This window comes from Variovorax sp. V15 (assembly GCF_041154425.1).
GTDB lineage: Bacteria > Pseudomonadota > Gammaproteobacteria > Burkholderiales > Burkholderiaceae_C > Variovorax > Variovorax guangxiensis.
In genome coordinates this window covers 3759331-3778450 of sequence record NZ_AP028659.1, presented here as the reverse complement: position 1 = coordinate 3778450, position 19120 = coordinate 3759331, and the positions used below count along the sequence as shown (strand labels likewise).

The following is a 19120-nucleotide window of genomic DNA, read 5'->3' as shown; positions in this document are numbered from 1 at the left end:
CTCCGTCAGCCTGCTTCTCAGCGCTTCTTCTTGGAGGGCGTGCCGCCGCGCTTCTCGCGCACGACCTGCTGCTTGCTGCTCGCAGGCACCTTGACCACGCTGCCGGCGCCACGCGGGGCTGCAGACTTGGAAGGCGCGCCGCCGCGGCGGGCCGGGGCGGGCGCTGCTGCATGCGAGGTTGCGCGGATGCCGGTGCCGGCGCGGGCAGCCACCGTTGCGCGAACGGGCAGGTACACCACCACGCTGTAGCCGCGCTTGAACGCGTGGTTCGGCTTCACGTCGTTCCACTCGGCCACGCTGGCGGGCTTGAGGTTGTAGCGGCGCGCGATGCTCGCGACGTTGTCGGCGCGTCCGGCCTTCACCGTCGTGCGGCGCGTGACGATCTCGGGCTGGAAGCTCAGGTGGCCGCCATCGGCCACCACCGCCGCCACGTCTTCCTTCACACGGGCGCCGCGCGGCACGATCAGCGTCGAGCCGGCCTTGATGAGCATCCGCGGCGGGATGTTGTTGATGGAGCGCAGGTCGTTCTCGCTCATGCCCGAGCGCTGGGCGGCGTCGGCCACCGTCATGGTGTTGGGCACGACCCAGGCGGTCCAGCTGGCGTACTGGCCCTGCGAGTAGGCGTCGAAGTTGCGCTGGAACACGGCGGCGTTGTCCCAGGGCAGCAGGATCTGCGGCGTGCCGGCGGCGATCAGCACCGGCTTGTGGGCTGCGGGGTTCAACGCGCGGAAGTCTTCGAGCCGCACGTCGGCCAGCTTGGCGGCGAGCTCGACGTCGAGGTCGCGCGTGAGCGTGACGGTCTGGAAGTAGGGGTGGTTGGCGATCAGCGGCAGCTCGGTGTTGAAGGCCTGCGGATTCGCCACGATGTTCTTCACCGCCTGCAGCTTGGGCACGTACATGCGCGTCTCGGCGGGCATGGTGAGGTCGCTGTAGGTGGTGGGCAGGCCCAGGCGCTGGTTCTTGGCGATGGCGCGGCTCACGCTGCCTTCACCCCAGTTGTAGGCGGCCAGCGCGAGCTGCCAGTCGCCGAACATGCCGTAGAGCTTCTGCAGGTAGTCGAGCGCTGCGCGGGTGGAGGCCACCACGTCGCGGCGGTCGTCGCGGAAGATGTTCTGCTTCAGGTCGAAGTCGTTGCCGGTGGCCGGCATGAACTGCCACATGCCCGCGGCGCGGGCGCTGGAGATGGCCTGCGGGTTGAACGCGCTCTCGATGTAGGGCAGCAGCGCCAGCTCGGTCGGCATGTTGCGGCGCTCGAGCTCCTCGACGATGTGGAAGATGTACTTGTTCGAGCGCTCCGTCATGCGCTGGATGTAGTCGGGCCTGCTGGCGTACCACTGCTCGCGGTCGCGCACGAGGTCGTTGTCGAGGTCCGGCATCTTGAAGCCGCGGCGGATGCGGTCCCACATGTCGACCGGCGGTGCGAGCGTGACGACGCTCTGCGAGTGGGCCTGGCCGCTGGTCAGCGGGGAGAGCGCGTCGCGCGGATAGACGGGGGCCGCGCTGCCGGCGACCTTGGAGCCGGTGCCGCCGGCACGCGCCGACGAGGAGGGGGAAGAGGAGGAAGACGAGGTGCTGTTGTCGTTCGTGTTCGCGCAGCCGGCGAGCACCAGTGAACCTGCAAGGCAGGTGGCAGCGATCAGTTTCATCGGAAGTCGTTTTTCCATTGGCGCAGTGCCGCGAACACGTCGGCCTCGGCTGCATCGGCAGCCAGCTCGGCGTGGGCACGCACCGCTCTAAGGACAGTGGCTTCGCGGCTGCGAAGAAAGGGGTTGACCTGGCGTTCGACCGCCAGTTGCGACGGCAGCGTGGGCTGCCCCTTCGCGCGCAGGCTCTCGCAGCGCGCGTTGTAGTGAGTCAGCTCGGCGTTGGCCGGTTCCACCGCCTGCGCGAAACGCAGGTTAGAAAGTGTGTACTCGTGGGCGCAGCACACGCGCGTGTCGCCGGGCAAGGCGGCGAGCGCGTCGAGCGAGGCCAGCATCTGCGAGGGCGTGCCCTCGAAGAGGCGCCCGCAGCCGCCGGAGAAGAGCGTGTCGCCGCAGAAGAGCAGCGGCGCGTCTTCGCGCGAGGCCTGCCCGGCGGGCAGGAAGTAGGCGATGTGCCCTGCTGTATGGCCCGGCACGTCGATGACCTCGAAGCGCAGCCCGAGGGCCTCGGCAATGTCGCCTTGCGCCAGCGGCGCGAAGGGCTCGGGAATGCGCTCGCGCGCGGGGCCCCATACCTTTGCCCCGGTGGCCGCATGCAATGCGGCCACGCCGCCCGTGTGATCGGGATGGTGGTGCGTGACTAGAATCGCGGCCAGCCGCAGCTTGTCGCGCGCCAACGCGTCGAACACCGGTTGGGCATCGCCCGGATCCACCACGATGGCGTGGGACCCGTCGTGCAGCATCCAGATGTAGTTGTCGGCGAAAGCGGGCAGCGGAACAAGGGTCATGAGCGGTCAAATTATAGGTTTGCAGGATTGGTTCGCGACCCCCCCGGGGCGGTACCTGCTGGCTTGGGAGCAGGCCCAGTTCGATCAGGCGGTGGCCGATGTATTCGGCTATCACGCGCTCCAGCTGGGCGCCGCCGAGGTCGATGGCCTGCGCGCCAACCGCATGCCGCACCGCTGGCTGGCTCTCGACGACCCGGCCCGCGGCGGCAAGGCGACGCTGCTCACGGACTTCGCTGCGTTGCCTTTCGCGGCCAACAGCCTCGACCTGGTGGTGCTGCCGCACGCGCTCGAACTGAGCCCCGACCCGCACGCCACGCTGCGCGAGGTCGAGCGGGTGCTGGTGCCCGAGGGCCGCGTGGTCATCTGCGGGCTCAACCCGACCAGCCTCTGGGGCATGCGGCAGCGCCGCGCACATGTCTACCGCAGGCTGGGCATCGGCGATCTCTACCTGCCCGAGGGCGGCGAGTTCATCGGCTACTGGCGCATGCGCGACTGGCTGCGCCTGCTGAGCTTCGAGGTGGAGTCGGGCCGCTTCGGCATCTACCGGCCGGCGGTGCGCAGCGAGGCCTGGCTGGAGCGCCTGCGCTGGATGGACTCCGTCGGCGAGCGCTGGTGGCCGATCTTCGGCGCGGCCTACTTCCTGGTCGCGGTGAAGCGGGTGCGCGGCATGCGCCTGCTGAGCGCCGACTGGCGCCGCGCCGGTGCCCGCGCCACGGCCCCGGTGCCCATCGCCGGCAAGGTGCATCGCGACGGGCCCGGCAAGAATTGGAAGAAATGAAGATCGATTGGAATCGAATGAAGAAGAAGGAAACGTCAGCTTGAACGAAGTCGTGATCTATACCGATGGCGCATGCAAGGGTAATCCCGGGCCCGGCGGCTGGGGCGCGTGGCTCAAGTCCGGCACCAGCGAGAAGGACCTGTTCGGCGGCGAACTCAACACCACCAACAACCGCATGGAGCTGACCGCCGTCATCGAAGGCCTGGCCGCGCTCAAGCGGCCCTGCAAGGTGCTGCTCTACCTCGACAGCCAGTACGTGCGCAAGGGCATCACCGAATGGATCCGCGGCTGGAAGGCCAAGGGCTGGGTCACCGCGAGCAAGGAGCCGGTGAAGAACGTCGAACTATGGAAGCGGCTCGACGCGCTGGTGAACGAAGGCGGCCACCAGATCGAGTGGCGCTGGGTCAAGGGCCACTCGGGCGATCCGGGCAACGAGCGCGCGGACATGCTGGCCAACAAGGGCGTGGACAAGGCGCTGGGCCGGATCTGACCCCGGGCCCGCTCTCCGGCGGCTAGATCACGCCGTCGAACATCATCACGTCGACTTCCTCGCCGGGCGCTACGCTGCCTTGGTCGTGGCGCAGCACCACGAGCCCGTTGGCCTCCAGCATCGAACTCAGCACGCCCGAACCCTGGTTGGCCGCCACGCACACCTCCGGCAGCGCGCCCGGCACGGCCTTCACGAAACCGCGTTGATATTCGGTGCGGCCCGGCTTCTTTCGGATCGGGCCCGTGCTGCGCGCGCGCAGCAGCGGCGGCGGCGCGGCTGCCGCTTCGTGGCAGCCCATCATGCGCAGCAGCGCAGGCCGCACGAAGGCCAGGAAGGTCACCATCACTGCCACCGGATTGCCCGGCAGGCCGAACAGCACGGCCGGCGGCTTCGATGCACTTTCCTCCGCGGGAATGAGCCCCACCGCCAGCGGCCGGCCCGGCCGCATCGCCACGCGCCAGAAGGCCATGTCGCCCAGCTGCTGCATCACGGCGCGCGTGTGGTCGGCCGCGCCCGCGCTCACGCCGCCGCTGGTGACGATGGCGTCGGCCTCGCGCGCTGCGCGCCGCAGCGTGGCGGCGAGCGTGGCCGGGTCGTCGCGCACGAGGCCGAGGTCGAGCACCTCGCAGCCCAGCCGCGTGAGCAGGCCGATCACGGTGTAGCGGTTGCTGTCGTACACGGCGCCCTCGCGCGGCGCGTCGCCCAGGCTCAGGATTTCGTCGCCGGTCGAGAAGCAGGCCACCCGCAGCCGCCGCAGCGCGGGTACGCCCGGCAGGCCCAGGCTCGCGACCATGCCCAGCGCGGCGGGCGAAAGGCGCTCGCCCTTGCGCAGCGCGGGCTGGCCCTTCATGAGGTCTTCTCCGGCGAACCGGCGGTTGTCGCCGCGGCGCAGCACCCGGGCAGGGAAGCAGACGCGGTCGCCATCGACCTTGCAGAACTCCTGCGGAATGACGGTGTCGAGGCCCGCCGGCATCATCGCGCCGGTCATGATGCGCACCGCATCGCCGGGCCCCAGCGCGCCGCGCCATGCGGCTCCGGCGAGCGCCGTGCCCACCACGCGCAGCGTGATGGATGCGTCGCTGGGCGCCTTGTCGGGCAGCACGGCGCCGTCGAAGGCGTAGCCGTCCATGGCGGAGTTGTCGTGCGGGGGCACGCTGACCGGCGAGACGATGTCCTCGGCCAGCACGCGGCCGAGCGCTTCAGAGAGCGAGACGCTCTCGCGCCCGGTGACGACGGCCGTGGCCGTCAGCTGGGAAAGAAAGGCGTGGACGGCCTCGACGCTCAGGTCGGCGTCGTCATGGCCCGCGAGGGCGGAAGCGAGTTCTGCGATGCGGCTCATCTCATCGGTTTTCGAGGGCGTGCAGTTCGGCCAGGGTGTTGGCGTTGAAGAACGCGTCGGGCGCGTCGCCGGGGCGGTCGAAGGGCACTTGCACGGCGCGGTGCTGCGCGATCCAGGCGTGGACCTTGCGGCCGCCGGCGGCGGTGTAGCGAAGCAGGCTGTCGCGCAGATTGGCGCGCAGCAGGCAGAAGACGGGCTGGGGGCGCAGTTCCACCGTGCCGCCGCCATCGGCGGGCTCGGGCGCTACCACCATGGCGATGTCGGCCTGGCTGGCCGCCGCCGCTTCGGCGAGGCGGGCGGCGAGGTCCGGCGGGAAGAGGGGCGTGTCGCAGGGCACCGTCAGCAGCCAGGGCGTGGCGCAGTGCTCCAGCCCGGCCAGGAAGCCCGCCAGCGGGCCAGGGTAGTCCGCGAGGCTGTCGGGCCACACCGGCGCGCCGAAGGCTTCGTACTCGGCGAGATTGCGGTTGGCATTGACCATGAGCGTGCCGACCTGCGGCGCCAGCCGGCGCATCGCATGCAGCGCCAGCGGCTCGCCGTTGAAAGGCTGCAGGCCCTTGTCGACACCGCCCATGCGCGAGCCGCGGCCGCCGGCCAGCAGCAGACCCGTGATGTCGGCGGACGCGATGCTGGCGTGCGCGGGCATGGCGGGCGCCTGCCTCATCCGCCGATGTAGCTCATCTCGACGCGGCGCGGGCCCTTGGAGCCGGCGTCGCCGTTGCCGCTGTCGCCATCGGGGCCGCGCAGGGCGCGCAGCTCGGAGTAGCGGTCGGCTCGGCCCTGCCAGATGTGGCCGATGGCCGAAGCGATGTCTTCGTCGCTGGCGTTGCCGCGCAGCAGCGGGCGCAGGTCGTGGCCGGCGCTCGCGAAGAGGCACAGGTACAGCTTGCCTTCGGTGGAGAGACGCGCGCGGCTGCAGTCGTGACAGAAGGCCTGCGTGACGCTGCTGATGACGCCGATCTCGCCGCCGCCGTCGGCATAGGCCCAGCGCTTGGCGGTCTCGCCGGGCGTGGTGGCGCCCAGCGGCACAAGCGGGAATTCGGAATGGATGCGCGTGACGACGTCGGCCGACGGCAGTACCTCGTCCATGCGCCAGCCATTGGTGGCGCCAACGTCCATGTATTCGATGAAGCGCAGCACCACCTTGCCGGCGTGATGGGTACGGAAGTAGCGCGCCATCGGCAGGATCTCCTGCTCGTTGGTGCCGCGCTTGACCACCATGTTGACCTTGACGGGGCCCAGGCCCGCGGCCAGCGCCGCGTCGATGCCCGCGAGCACGTCGGCCACCGGGAAGTCGACATCGTTCATCTGGCGGAACACCGCGTCGTCGAGGCTGTCCAGGCTCACGGTCACGCGCTGCAGGCCGGCGGCGCGCAGGCCGGCGGCCTTGCGCGCGAGCAGAGAGCCGTTGGTGGTGAGCGTCAGCGCCAGCGGCTCGCCCGCGGACGTGCGGATCTCGGCGAGCTGCTCCACCAGGCCCTCGATGTTCTTTCGCAGCAGCGGCTCGCCGCCAGTCAGCCGGATCTTGCGCGTGCCGTGCGCGGCAAAGAGGCGGGCCAGCCGGGTGATTTCCTCGAAGCTCAGCAGGGCGCTGTGCGGCAGGTACTTGTAGTCCTTGTCGAACACGTCCTTGGGCATGCAGTAGCTGCAGCGGAAGTTGCAGCGGTCGGTCACGCTGATGCGCAGGTCGGTCAGGGGCCGGCCCAGCCGGTCGAGCAGCATGCCGGTGGCGGGCACGGCGACCTCCGGCACGGCCACCGCGGGGCGTGCTCGGCCGATGCTGGAGATCGGAATGACGGTGCTGCTGCTGTTCTTCATGGCTTCGTGAGGTGGGGCCCGATTTTGCGCCAGGCCCCAAGGGCCTGCGGAACACAGGCTACTTGATCACGGCCGCATAAATCATGTCCCGGGTCAATGTTCTGTAATGTGTCCTGAATTTCGGCGACTGCAGCATCAGCACCACGAACATCTCGTTCTTCGGGTCGACCCACATGTAGGTGCCGCCCGCGCCGCCCCAGTTGTATTCACCGCCCGCCGAGGGGTAGGGCGCCTCGCCGTCGTTGCGGCGCACCGCGAAGCCCAGGCCGAAGCCGTAACCCGGGCCCGGCAGGTAGAGCGGGCCGGGCACGATGCCGGCGCCCGCGTTGGAGTGGTCGGCGGTCATCAGGGCGATGGTGCGCGGGCCGAGATAGCGCCTGCCGTCGAGCGAGCCGCCGTTGATCAGCATCTGCAGAAAGCGGGCGTAGTCGTTCGCGGTCGACACCAGCCCGCCGCCGCCCGATTCGTACTTGCGCACGATGCGCGGGTCGTTGAAGTCGGCGCCGACGCCGAAGCTGCGGTCGTTGGGCAGCGGCTCGGCGATGCGTGACTGGCGGGCCGGCTCGGGCACGTAATAGGTGGTGTCCTTCATGCCCAGCGGATCGAATAGCCGGGCCTTCTCGAACTGGTAGAGCGACTGGCCCGAGACCACCTCGATCACCCGGCCGAGGATGTCGGTCGACTGGCTGTAGTCCCAGGTCGTGCCGGGCTGGTAGGCCAGCGGCAGCTTCGCCAGGCGCTGGGAGAACTCGGCCAGCGTGGGGTCGCCGGCGCCCAGGTTGGCGGCGTTGTAGGCCTGCTTCACGAGGCCAGGGCCGAAGAAACCGTAGGTCAGGCCTGAGGTGTGGCGCATCAGGTCGTGCACGGTGATGGGGCGGCGCGCGGGCACGGTCTCGAGCACCGGCTTGCCGTCGGCGCCGGGCTTCTCGACACCCACCGTCATGTTCGCGAATTCGGGCAGGTAGGTTGAGATCGGGTCGTCGAGCTTCAGGCGGCCGTCCTCCACCAGCATCATCGCGGCCACCGTGGTGATGGGCTTGCTCATCGAATAGATGCGGAAGATGCCGTCGCGCGGCATCGGCGTGCCGGCGGCGCTGTCGAGCTTGCCGACCGGCTCGAACCACGCCACCTTGCCCTGGCGGGCCACCAGCAGCACAGCGCCCGGGATCTTGCCGGCCGCCACGTCGGCCTTGAGGACGTTGCCGAGCATCTGCAGGCGCTCGGTCGAGAGGCCGACCTGCTCGGGCGTGGCCGTGGGCAGTTGCTGCGCCGCCGCAAGCAGGGGAAGGGCCAGGCCCAGGCCGAGCACTGCGGCGCGCAGCTTGCGCTTCAGGAATTTCATGGTGTCGTCTCCGTCTTGTTGTGGTGGATGAAAAAACGAAAACCGTGCGCGGCGGTCCCGGAGCCGCCCGTGCCTGACCAGCCCGGCGCTATCCGCGGCAGAGCTTCAGGTTCGTGCGCGTGGCGCGGACCACGGGCAGGTAGATGTCGGCGTCGGCCGGTGGGTAGTTTTCCTTGATGCCGTCGTCGGTGCGGGCGGCGTCCTCGGCCAGCGGCTGCAGCGTCTTGAGGCAGGCGGCGCGGTCGTCGAGCTTGTACTGCGTGAGCGCGAGGTCGTTGCGCAGCCAGGCCTTGGTGATCCAGTCGAGTGTCCTGTCGCAGTCCGAGAGAACGGGCGCGAGGGTGGTCTGCGCGGCGGCGTAGTCCTTGGCGTCGTACTGCCGCTTGAAGGTTCTGCGCGTGCTGCTCACGGCCTTGTCGGTGCAGGAGGGGGCAGGGCGGATGTAGGTGCCTTCGAAGACGGCGCGCATGCCGCAGTAGCCGCGGCACTCGTCCGAGCCATTGGTCGTGACCTGCAGCTTGTCGGCATTGGCCGCGAAGTTCACCACGCACCCCGTGTCGTCGAGCTTGGCCTTGCCGCGCGCGATGGTGCCGTCGAGCGCGCAGGTGTGGGCGTTGGCGCCGATGGTGGTTATGTCGAAGTGGCCGTTGGGCTTGATGCGCAGCGAGCCGCTGCCGCCCTCGTAGATGTAGTCGCCGGCGGGCGGCGTGGCGCCGTTCTGCGCGGCGGCGAGGCCGCAGCCAAGGAGCAATGCGAGGGGAAGAAAGATGGATCGTGCGAGCTTCATCGTTGGAGATCTCCCGGAAAACATGCCGTAGGGCAGTGTATCGATCGTTGCCGAAAGCTTCCGGGATTGGCGAGTTTGCGTCATTCGATGTCTCTATGTCTTGACATGGACAATGAGAATTCCTATCATTTGGGAGCCTGAGTACGCACATGTCGACAACGCAAAGGGCTCTTTCAACCAAGGAGCTTCCCGACCGTGCCGTACACCCTGCCAGCCTTGTCCTATGCCTTCGACGCGCTCGAACCCCACATCGACGCGCTGACGATGGAAATCCACCACGGCAAGCACCACCAGTCCTATGTGAACAACCTCAACGCGGCGTTGAAAGACACGCCGCACGAGGGAACGCCGGTCGAAGAGCTCATCGCCGGTGTCGAGCAACTGCCCGAAGCGCTGCGCGCGCCGGTGCGCAACAACGGCGGCGGGCACGCCAACCACACCCTGTTCTGGACCGTGATGGCGCCCGTCGGCCAGGGCGGCGGCGGGGTACCCACCGGAGCGCTTGCCAAGGCCATCGACGCCGACCTGGGCGGCTTCGATGCCTTCAAGGACGCATTCACCAAGGCCGCCCTCACGCGCTTCGGCAGCGGCTGGGCATGGCTCTGCGTCGGTGTCGGCGGCAAGCTCGCGGTGGAAAGCAGCGGCAACCAGGACAGCCCGCTGATGCGCGGCATCGGTTCGGGCAACACACCGATCCTCGGGCTCGACGTGTGGGAGCACGCCTACTACCTCAAGTACCAGAACCGCCGCCCCGAGTACATCGCGGCCTTCTACAACGTCGTGAACTGGGCCGAGGTGGCCCGGCGCCACGCTGCCGCCACCGGCGGTTGAGGAGCAACCCATGAACGAGCCGCGACAGGGCGCCATCGCGCAAGGCAGGCAGTCGAGGCCCGCCAGACCGATGCGCGAACGGATCGGCTTCGCCATCGTCGCGGCCGGCGTGCTGATCGGCGCCTTGCAGTTCTGGCAGTTCGTGCGATCCGACCCGCTGGTGTGGAACGCCTTGCTCGGCGGCTCGGTCGCGGCGCTGGCGACCGCGCTCGGCACGCTGCCGGTGCTGTTCTCGCAGAAGCTGCCCGAGCGGCTGCAGGACACCCTCTTCGGTTTCGGCGCCGGCGTGATGCTGGCGGCCAGCGCCTTCTCGCTGATCATCCCGGGCCTGGAGGCCGCGAAGAACGCGGGCACCTTCGGCGGCGGAAGCTGGGCGGCGGGCGGGGCGATCGGCTGCGCCATCCTGCTGGGCGGCATCGCGCTGATGCTGATGGACCGCGTGCTGCCGCACGAGCATTTCATCAAGGGCCGCGAAGGCAATGCCGCCAAGCAATTGCGCCGCACCTGGCTCTTCGTCTTCGCGATCGCGCTGCACAACGTGCCCGAGGGCCTGGCCATCGGCGTGGGATATGCCGCCAACAACGGGCTGCGCGCCGATGCGCTGGCCACCGGTATCGCGATCCAGGACGTGCCCGAGGGGCTGGTCGTCGCGGTGGCGTTGCTGGCCGCGGGCTACAGCCGTGGGTTCGCCGTGCTGATCGGCATGCTCTCCGGGATGGTCGAGCCGCTGGGTGCCGTGCTGGGCGCGGCCGTGGTCGGCCACTCGGCGATGCTTCTGCCCTGGGGGCTGGGCTTCGCGGCGGGCGCGATGCTCTTCGTGATCAGCCACGAGATCATTCCCGAGTCGCACCGCAAGGGGCACGAAGCCTTCGCCACCAGCGGGCTGATGATCGGCTTCGTGCTCATGATGCTGCTCGATACAGCGCTAGGCTGACGCACCCGCCCGCGCGGCGCGCCAACCAAGGCCCTCAGCCGTGCTTGACGGCGACGGTCTTCAGAGTGGTGAATCCGTACAGCGCCTCGAAGCCCTTCTCGCGGCCATAGCCCGACGACTTCACGCCGCCGAAGGGCAGTTCGACGCCGCCGCCGGCGCCGTAGTTGTTGATGAACACCTGGCCGCTCTTCACGCGCTTGGCCATGCGGAACTGGCGCGCGCCGTCGGCCGTCCATACGCCGGCGACCAGGCCGAAGTGCGTTGCGTTGGCCAGTGCGACAGCCTCGTCCTCGTCGGCGAACTGCATCGCGGCCAGCACCGGGCCGAACACTTCTTCCTGTGCGAGACGGTGGTTTACCGGCACATCGCGCAAAAGCGTGGGGGCCTGGTAGAAGCCGGTTTCGGGCGCTTCCTCGACCACGATGCCCTGCGCCACCATCGGGATGCCGGCGTGCTGCGCGTCGCTCAGGAAGTCCCACACGCGCTGCTGCTGCGTCTGGCGGATCAGCGGGCCCACGTCGAGGTCCATGGCCGCCGGGCCGACGCGCAGCGCCTCGAAGGCGTGGCCCAGGCGCTCCAGTAGCGGCTCGTAGATGTCGCGCTGGATCAGCACCCGCGAGCCCGCCGAGCAGGTCTGGCCGGCGTTCTGCACGATGGCGTTGATGACCACCGGAATGGCCGCGTCCAGGTCGGCGTCCGCGAAGATGATCTGCGGGCTCTTGCCGCCCAGCTCCAGCGTGACCGGGCAATGCCGCTCGGCCGCCACCTGCTGGATCAGCGTGCCGATCTTCGGGCTGCCGGTGAAGCTGATGTGGTCGATGCCCGCGTGCCGCGCGAGCGCGTCGCCCACCTCGTGGCCGTAGCCCGTCACGATGTTGAGCGCGCCGGCCGGAAAGCCGACCTCGGCCGCCAGCTGCGCCACGCGGATCAGCGAGAGGCATGCGTCTTCCGCCGGCTTCACCACGCACACGTTGCCGGCCGCCAGTGCGCCGCCCACGCTGCGCCCGAAGATCTGCATCGGGTAGTTCCAGGGAATGATGTGGCCCGTTACGCCGTGCGGCTCGCGCCAGGTGAAGACGCTGTAGCCGTCCTGGTAGGGGATGGTCTCGCCGTGCAGCTTGTCGCAGGCGCCGGCATAGAACTCGAAGTAGCGCACCAGCGCCACCGCGTCGGCGCGTGCCTGCTTGACGGGCTTGCCGCAGTCGCGCTGCTCGATCAGCGCGAGCTCGTCGACGTGCTCGGCGATCTTCTGCGAGAGCTTGAAGAGCAGGCGGCCGCGGTCGGCGGCGCTGACCTTGTGCCAAACGCCATCGAAGCAGTCGCGCGCGGCGCGCACGGCGGAGTCGATGTCGGCGGCATTGCTGCGCTGGATTTCGTCGAAGGGCTGGCCGTCGGAGGGGTCGATGACCGGCAGGGTGCGGCCGGAGGAGGACGGGACGTCCGCGTTGGCGATGTAGTTGAGCTGCATGGGGCTGGATTTTGCGCGAAGCACTCCAAACCCCGTGGCCCGGCGGGGCTCAGACCCCGGGCGCTACTTGGCCGCGCTCGTCTTAGGCAGCGCCTTCACCGCATTCAGCATCCGCTCCACATGCTTGTCCGGATTCAGGTTCTGGTAGTAATAGGCGACCTTGCCGTTCGGCGCGATCACGTACGACAGGCGGTTGGCGAAGTCGGGGCGGGTCTGCATCAGGGCGTCGAAGCCCTGGATCACGGTCTTTCCTTCGTCGGAGGCGACCGGGAAGCGGCTCTGGCATGACTTGACCGAAAACTTCGACAGGGTACCTATGTCGTCGGCCGAAACGCCGATGACGCTGGCGCCCAGCGCGGTGAACTGGTCGATGGCCTCGGCGAAGGCGTGGGCTTCGATGGAGCAGTCGCTGGAGTCGGCCGCAGGGAAGAAATACACCACCACCGGGCCCTTGGCCAGCGCTTCGGCCAGCGAGTAGCGGAAGGTCTTGCCGCCGAGGGCGGCGTTGGCGGTGAACTTGGGCACCGGGTCGCCGATGTCGAGGGCGGCCCAGGTGGTATTCGTAAGAGCCGCAAAAAAGGCGAGGCAGGCGATGCGGTGGGTGAGCGAACGGGCCATGATGTAACTCCGCAGCGGTGTGGATCGAATTCTAGGCCGGAGCCTTCCCGAAAAGGAGGCGAAAAGCGCCTTGAAACCGGTGCGGACCGGCCGGCGTACTGCAGGAACACAAGGACAGAAAACCACAAGAACACGAACTCATGGAAAGACGATCATGAACGCCTGGCTCCCATCATTTCTGCGCATGGCGCTCGCGGGTGTCCTGATTGCGGCGCTGGGCGCCTGCGGCTCGCTGCCGCCCGCGCGCGAACGGCCCGCCGAATTCGCCGCGTCCGCCGATCCCTCGACCACGCTCGCCAGGATTGCTGCTGCTTCCACGCCCCCCGACGAGCATTCCGGCTTCCGGCTGATGCCGCTGGGCGTGTATTCGCTCGACGCGCGCATCCAGCTCGCCCAGCGGGCGCAGCGCTCGCTGGTGGTGCAGTACTACCAGCTCGAGAACGACCCGGTCGGCCGCCTGCTGCTGCGCACGCTGCGCGAGGCGGCGATGCGCGGCGTGAAGGTGCGGGTGCTGGTGGACGACCTGTACACCGTGAAGAGCCAGCAGCTGCTGCTGGCGCTGTCGGAGACGCCCAACGTGGACGTGCGCCTGTTCAACCCGTTCTGCTGCGGGCGCAACGGCTTCCTGTCGCGCTTCGCGGCCTCGCCGTGGGAGATTTCGCGGCTCAACCACCGCATGCACAACAAGCTCTTCATCGCCGACGGCGTGATGGCGGTGGTGGGCGGGCGCAATATCTCCGAGGAGTATTTCGTGCTGAACGAGGCGCAGAACTTCATCGACATGGACGCGCTGGTGGTCGGCAAGGTGGTGCCGCAGCTCGAGTCGATCTTCGACGCCTACTGGAACAGCGAGCAGGTCTGGCCCATCGCCGACATCGTGACGGGCGAGGGCGGCCGCAAGCCCACCGGCGCCGATTTCGACAGCTGGGTGGGCATGGCCGCGCCGCCGCCGAAGGTGGTGCTGCCGCCGTCTGACATCCTCGGCTACGGCCCTATTTCCGAGGAGCTCGACGCCGGGCGCATGGGGCTGCTGTGGGGCGAGGCCCGCGCGGTCGCCGATCCGCCCACCAAGCCGAAGACGATGACCGCCGAGGAGGCCATCTCCACCAGCGTCACGATGCAGGTCTGGGGCCTGTTGATGGATGCCAGGACGGAGGTCGACCTGACCTCGCCCTACCTCGTGCCGGGCGAGCGCGGCATGGAGGCATTCCAGGATCTGGCCCGGCGCAAGGTCAAGCTCACGCTGCTGACCAACTCGCTGGCCGCCAACGACGAGCCGCTGGTGCACACCGGCTACGCGCGCTACCGCGAGAAGCTGTTGAAAAGCGGCGCTGACCTGTACGAACTGAGCCCGCAGCGCACCACCGCGGGCGAGCGCTTCGGCATGTTCGGCAAGTCGCTCGGGCGGCTGCATGCGAAGACCGCCGCCATAGACAAGAGGCGCATCTTCATCGGCTCGATGAATCTCGACCCGCGCTCGGCCAGCCAGAACACCGAGATGGGCGTGGTGGTCGACAGCCCGCAACTGGCGCGCGAGATGCTGCGCGTGATCAACATCAGCAAGCTGCAGAACTCCTACCGGCTGCGGCTGGCCAAGGACACCGGCACGCTGGAGTGGCTCACCAATGACGGCGAGAAGGAAATGATCCTGACCACGGAGCCGGAGTCCGGCTTCTTCAAGCGCTTCTACAACATGCTCATCGCGCCGATCGTTCCCGAAATGCTGTTGTAGCCTCGGGGGATGGCGCAGACCTTCACCTCGTTGTCCGCCCCGCAGGTCATGCTGTGGGGCCTGCTTTTCTTCGGCGGCATCTATCTCTGCTTCGGCGCCGCCACCTGGCTGCTGACGAAGCGCGTGCTGCCGGCGCTGGGCATCGGGCGGGTGCTCGATCCGCGGCCGCTGCAGCCGGGACAGCTGCGGCGCGAGCTGACGCAGTCGGGCGTGTCGGTGCTGATCTTCGGGCTGGGCATGGTGTTTCCGTGGGGGCTGCTGCAGCTGGGCTGGGCGAGGCTCGATCCCGATGCGGGGTGGCGGCAGATCGCGGTGGAAATCGTCGTGCTCGCGATCTGGAACGACGTGCACTTCTGGATCAACCACAGGCTGCTGCACACGCGCTGGCTGCGGCGTTTCCACGGGCCGCACCACCGCTCCTTCGTGACCACGCCCTGGTCGACCTACAGCTTCCATCCCGTCGAGGCGCTGATGCTGGGCAACGTGATCCTGCTGCCGATGGTGGTGCACGACTTCAGCTTCTGGTCGCTGGCGGCGGTGCCGGTGTTCAGCCTGTTCTTCAACTGCGTCGGGCATTCGAACTACGACTTCTTCACGGGCGTGTCGTACAGCCACTGGTTCGCGGCGAGCCGCCGGCACCATCTGCACCACGCGGTGCACAACGGCAACTACGGCTTCCAATTCACCTTCATGGACCGGCTGTTCGGCACGCGCGTGGCGGCCGACGCGGCCGAACCGGTTCTGCAGGCTTTCCGCAAGAAGCATGGCGCGACCACGGCCTGAGGTGAGCCGCCGCGTGCCGAGCTTGCGTCACTGGCGCGACTGGCAGAGCCTCGCCTATCTCGCCGCCTTGCCCGCGCTGGCGGCGTGGCAGTGGGTCCGTGGCTTCGACGTGGTGCTGTACGGGCTGATGCTCTTCCTGACGCTGGGTGTGGGCGTGATCCACCACAACCACGTGCACCTGCGCATGTGGCGCAGCCGGCGCATGAACCGGCTGACGGATTTCTGGATCACGCTGCTGCAGGGCCATCCGACCTTCGTGTTCTGGCCCGCGCATGTGGCCAACCACCACCGCCATCGCCATGGCCCGAAGGACGTGGCGCGCACCTACCGCTTCGGCGGCGACACGAATCACCTGTGGGGCTACCTGCTGCACCCGTTCCAGGCCGTCTGGGTGCTGATGCCGCTTTTCTTCGCATGGCTGGCCCGGCTGCGGCGCCACCGGCGTGGCGCCTGGCGCTACTGCATGGCGCAGTACGCGGTGTGGCTGGCGAGCTGGGCGGTGCTGCTGGCGATCGACTGGCGCAAGGCGCTCCTCTTCGTCATCGTGCCGCAGCTGCACGGCCTGCATTGGCTGCTGGCGACCAATTACCTGCAGCATGCGCACGCCGACGGCCGAAAGGCTCCGCCGGGTGCACCGCGCGATACCGCGGGTAGCCGCCTGAACTACGCACGCAATTTCGAAGGGCTGGTGAACCCGTTGCTGTTCAACATCGGCCTGCACACCGCACACCACGAGAACCCGCATGCCCACTGGTCCGAGCTCACCCGCCTGCATCGCACGCGCTACCGCGCGCAGGTGGACCCTGTGCTCAACGAGGGCGGGCTGGTGCCGTACATGGTGCGCGTTTTCGTGCTGGGGGCCGTGTGGCCGCGTTTTCGCAGCCGCCCGCTGATGCCCCGCGATCCATCAACTCTCTGAACCATGCCTGTCTCATTCCAACGCGTGTACCTCGAAAGCGCCGGCTATTTCATGCCGGGCGAGCCCGTTTCCAACGACCACATGGACGCGTACATCGCGCCGCTCAACCGCATGTCGGAGCGCATCAAGCGGCGCATCCTGGCGGAGAACGGCATCCTCACGCGGCACTACGCCATCGACGCCGAGGGCATGACCCGGCATACCAACGCGCAGATGGCGGCCGGCGCGATCCGCGACTGCCTGCAGCGCGGCGGCGCCGAGCTCTCGCGGGTGTCGCTGCTGGCCAGCGGCTCCTCGGGCGGCGACACGATGATGCCGGGCTTCGCCAACATGATCCAGGGCGAACTCGCGGCGCAACCGATGGAGACGCATTCGGTGCACGGCATCTGCGCCGCTGGCGTGTCGGCGATCCAGACGGCCGCGCAGGGCATCGAACTGGGCGCGCACCGCTCGGCGATGGCGGTGGCCAGCGAGATGCCGTCGCGCCTTTTCAAGCGTTCGCGCTTCGCGGCGCGCGGCTACGAGACCGACTTCGACTCGCACTTCCTGCGCTGGATGCTGTCCGATGGAGCAGGAGCCCTGCTCCTGTCCGACAGCGCATCGGCCCTGGCCGGCTCGCCGGGCCTGCGGCTTAAGCTGAAGTGGGTGCACCAGCGCGCCTTTTCGGGCGACTACCCGGTCTGCATGCAGCTTGGGCTGACCGAGGATCGGGCGCGCGGCCATCTGGATTTCGGCTCCTGGGCCGAGGCCGAGGCGGCGGGGGCGCTGTCGCTGAGGCAGGACATCCGGCTGCTGCCGCACCTGTTCGATATCGGCATCCACGAGTACGCGGGGCTGGTACGCGATGGCTGGGTCGATCCGAAGCGGGTCGACCACTTCCTGTGCCACTACTCGTCGGAGAAGTTCATCCCGGTGGTCGAGGACCTGATGGCCAAGGCCGACCTGTCGATCCCGCGCGAACGCTGGTGGAGCAACCTCGCGTGGCGCGGCAACACGGGGGCGGCGTCGATCCTCGTGATGCTGGCCGAATTCCTGCACACCAAGGCGCTGAAACCGGGCGAGCAGATCTTCTGCTACGTGCCGGAGTCCGGGCGCTTCATGGCGGCGTACATGCTGTGGGAAGTAGAGGCCGTCGATGCGGCGCCCGTCGCGGTGGCGCCACGCGCCGCGGCCGTGCCGGACGACGAACTCGCGATCGCGCCCCCGCACGATCCCGCCGCCGCGCCCGAAGGGCTGGGCGCGCTGCTGACAGAGCTGGCGGCCATCTGGCACGACTACCGTTCGCGCGTGTGGCGCACGCCGCTCATCCGCCAGATCCGCGAGCGCCGCTTTGCCGTGCCCGACTACCTGAACTGGATGGAGCAGTGGGTCCCGCAGGTGCGCGAGGGCAGCAAGTGGATGCGCGAAGGCGCAGCCTCTCTGAGCGAGCCGTACCAGGTGCTGGCCTCGCTGATCGGCGTGCATGCGGGCGAGGAGCAGAACGACTTCAACATCCTCTTCAGCGACTACCGAAAGGCCGGCGGTACGGTCGAGAACATCGAGGAGCTGCGCCGCAACCCCGGCGGCGAGGCGCTCAACGCCTACCTGCACGGCCTGGCCGCCACGCGCGACCCGATCGGGCTGCTGGGCGCGATCTACATCATCGAGGGCACGGGCCAGCGCATCGTGCCGGCGCTGCTGCCGCTGCTCAAGGCGAGCCTGAAGCTGCCGCCGGATGCCTTCCGCTTCCTGGAGTACCACGGCCACAACGACGAGAACCACCTCAGCCGCTGGCTCACGGCGGTGGAGATGGTGATGGCGGTGGAAGGGCAGTCGCGCGCCGCCAGCCAGATCGTCGAGACGGCGCGCCACACGGCCGCGCTGTACCTGATGCAGTTCCAACACATCACGCAGCGGATGCCCCATGGATCGAACGCCTGAATTCCTGAAGCAAGCCCACGACGAGCGCGACCCCAGCCCCTGGCTGGCGCTGTACCTCGACCAGAGCACGCCGCTGCCGGACGACGTCAAGTCGGCCTGGCTGGCCGATTCGAGCTCGGGCTCGCGGCAGTACCTGCTGCCGTTCCTGCGGCCGATCGCGCGGCTGACGATCATCCTGATCCAGATCGCGAAGGTGTTCGTGCCGCGCAACTGGTCGCATTCGATCCTGCTGCACCGGCTGCTGGCCTGGGGGCTGAAGCGCTTCGTGTCGCCGGAAGCCAACTGGCTGATCCTGCGGCACTTCCACCTGGGCTCGCAGATCCTGGCCTTCATCGGGCGCAATTCGCCGGCGCCCGTGGCCACCAATCCGCTGGAGCCGGCCGACATCGACGCGCTGAAGGACGAGATGTTCCTGAAGCACGACCTGAACCTCTTCAACTTCGTGATCAGGCTGAACACAGCGCTGCGCGAGAGGGGGCTGGCGCTGTGCAAGGCGGAAAAGGTCGATTTCTCGATGATCAGGGAGCCGGGGCTGCGGCTGGAGGACATGCCGCAGGGCAGACTCAACTTTCTGGACCTGCAAAGCGCCATCGAGCTTTTCACGCCGCTGTACCAGCTGATGCTCACGGACAACGATTTCTGGCGCGCGGCCAATTCCCTGCAACTGGACGAGACCATCGGCATCTACGCGGCGACCATCCTGAACGCTCCGGAGCACCTGATCCTGGTCAACAACAAGCACCCGCTGGTGCCGCTGTCGACCCTGCGGGCGGGGCACCGGCTGGTGATCCACGGGCTGTCCACCGAAATGCTCCACAGCCTGCTTCAGCGGATGCAGGTGGCTCAGCAGAAGGCCGCAAAGGACGAAACTGCCGGCCAGCCGGAGACAACCCTGTACGAGCAGCCACTTGCATAGGCGTATGCTGCCCCCAG

18 protein-coding genes are annotated in these 19120 nt (G+C 68.4%); 9 read left to right on the top strand and 9 right to left on the bottom strand.

Going from position 1 to position 19120, the window contains the following annotated elements; all coding sequences use genetic code 11:
- Positions 1-17: 17 nt before the first annotated feature.
- Both ACAM57_RS17865 and gloB read right to left on the bottom strand, forming a co-directional pair.
- Entirely contained in the window at positions 18-1646 is a 1629-nt protein-coding gene (locus ACAM57_RS17865) for a transglycosylase SLT domain-containing protein (RefSeq protein WP_126019075.1), read from the bottom strand.
- Entirely contained in the window at positions 1643-2431 is a 789-nt protein-coding gene (gloB, locus tag ACAM57_RS17860; protein ID WP_369658351.1) for a hydroxyacylglutathione hydrolase, read from the bottom strand. The genes ACAM57_RS17865 and gloB overlap by 4 nt, the downstream gene beginning before the upstream one ends.
- Positions 2432-2450: 19 nt before the next feature.
- On the opposite strand from gloB, the gene ACAM57_RS17855 reads away from it, so the two are divergent.
- Positions 2451-3209 (top strand): class I SAM-dependent methyltransferase, encoded by a 759-nt coding sequence (locus ACAM57_RS17855; protein ID WP_369662450.1) that lies wholly within the window; start codon positions 2451-2453, stop codon positions 3207-3209.
- 40 nt (positions 3210-3249) lie between these two features.
- Positions 3250-3699 carry a ribonuclease HI gene (rnhA, locus tag ACAM57_RS17850; RefSeq protein WP_126019079.1) on the top strand — a complete coding sequence of 150 codons (450 nt, stop codon included), beginning with the start codon at positions 3250-3252 and terminating at the stop codon, positions 3697-3699.
- A 22-nt stretch (positions 3700-3721) separates the two neighbouring features.
- Here rnhA and glp read toward each other — a convergent pair whose 3' ends face one another.
- The 5 genes from glp to ACAM57_RS17825 all read right to left on the bottom strand — a co-directional run bounded on the left by glp (position 3722) and on the right by ACAM57_RS17825 (position 8982).
- A complete protein-coding gene (gene glp / locus ACAM57_RS17845; RefSeq protein ID WP_184638434.1) occupies positions 3722-5038 on the bottom strand; it encodes a gephyrin-like molybdotransferase Glp in 1317 nt (438 codons plus the stop codon).
- 1 nt (position 5039) lies between these two features.
- Entirely contained in the window at positions 5040-5681 is a 642-nt protein-coding gene (gene mobA, locus ACAM57_RS17840; protein WP_369658350.1) for a molybdenum cofactor guanylyltransferase MobA, read from the bottom strand.
- Positions 5682-5695: 14 nt separating this feature from the next.
- Positions 5696-6853, bottom strand: coding sequence for a GTP 3',8-cyclase MoaA (moaA, locus tag ACAM57_RS17835; RefSeq protein ID WP_369658349.1), 1158 nt, complete (start codon positions 6851-6853; stop codon positions 5696-5698).
- A 58-nt stretch (positions 6854-6911) separates the two neighbouring features.
- Positions 6912-8195 (bottom strand): serine hydrolase domain-containing protein, encoded by a 1284-nt coding sequence (locus ACAM57_RS17830; RefSeq protein ID WP_369658348.1) that lies wholly within the window; start codon positions 8193-8195, stop codon positions 6912-6914.
- Between the two features lie 88 nt (positions 8196-8283).
- Entirely contained in the window at positions 8284-8982 is a 699-nt protein-coding gene (locus ACAM57_RS17825; RefSeq protein WP_369658347.1) for a hypothetical protein, read from the bottom strand.
- A 195-nt stretch (positions 8983-9177) separates the two neighbouring features.
- Between ACAM57_RS17825 and ACAM57_RS17820 the strand changes: the two genes are divergently transcribed.
- Together ACAM57_RS17820 and ACAM57_RS17815 are read left to right on the top strand one after the other, a co-directional pair.
- Positions 9178-9813, top strand: coding sequence for a superoxide dismutase (locus ACAM57_RS17820; protein WP_369658346.1), 636 nt, complete (start codon positions 9178-9180; stop codon positions 9811-9813).
- Between the two features lie 70 nt (positions 9814-9883).
- Positions 9884-10747: a ZIP family metal transporter gene (locus ACAM57_RS17815; protein ID WP_184638790.1), complete on the top strand. Its 864-nt coding sequence runs from the start codon at positions 9884-9886 to the stop codon at positions 10745-10747.
- Between the two features lie 34 nt (positions 10748-10781).
- Here ACAM57_RS17815 and ACAM57_RS17810 read toward each other — a convergent pair whose 3' ends face one another.
- Entirely contained in the window at positions 10782-12215 is a 1434-nt protein-coding gene (locus ACAM57_RS17810) for an aldehyde dehydrogenase family protein (protein ID WP_369658345.1), read from the bottom strand.
- A 63-nt stretch (positions 12216-12278) separates the two neighbouring features.
- Positions 12279-12833 (bottom strand): peroxiredoxin, encoded by a 555-nt coding sequence (locus ACAM57_RS17805; RefSeq protein WP_184638421.1) that lies wholly within the window; start codon positions 12831-12833, stop codon positions 12279-12281.
- A 154-nt stretch (positions 12834-12987) separates the two neighbouring features.
- Here ACAM57_RS17805 and ACAM57_RS17800 point away from each other — a divergent pair, with 154 nt between their 5' ends.
- From ACAM57_RS17800 to ACAM57_RS17780, 5 genes are read left to right on the top strand one after another with little or no spacing between them, the layout of a single operon-like run.
- Complete coding sequence (locus ACAM57_RS17800) at positions 12988-14565, top strand: phospholipase D family protein (RefSeq protein ID WP_126019097.1); 1578 nt, start codon at positions 12988-12990, stop codon at positions 14563-14565.
- Between the two features lie 9 nt (positions 14566-14574).
- On the top strand, positions 14575-15348 hold the full coding sequence (locus tag ACAM57_RS17795) for a sterol desaturase family protein (protein WP_369658344.1): 774 nt from the start codon (positions 14575-14577) through the stop codon (positions 15346-15348).
- Positions 15329-16267 carry a fatty acid desaturase gene (locus tag ACAM57_RS17790; protein ID WP_369658343.1) on the top strand — a complete coding sequence of 313 codons (939 nt, stop codon included), beginning with the start codon at positions 15329-15331 and terminating at the stop codon, positions 16265-16267. Before ACAM57_RS17795 ends, ACAM57_RS17790 begins: the two co-directional genes overlap by 20 nt.
- 3 nt (positions 16268-16270) lie before the next feature.
- Positions 16271-18187 (top strand): iron-containing redox enzyme family protein, encoded by a 1917-nt coding sequence (locus ACAM57_RS17785; protein WP_369658342.1) that lies wholly within the window; start codon positions 16271-16273, stop codon positions 18185-18187.
- Positions 18171-19103, top strand: a complete 933-nt coding sequence (locus ACAM57_RS17780; RefSeq protein WP_369658341.1) for a hypothetical protein — start codon at positions 18171-18173, stop codon at positions 19101-19103. The genes ACAM57_RS17785 and ACAM57_RS17780 overlap by 17 nt, the downstream gene beginning before the upstream one ends.
- Positions 19104-19120: the final 17 nt, after the last annotated feature.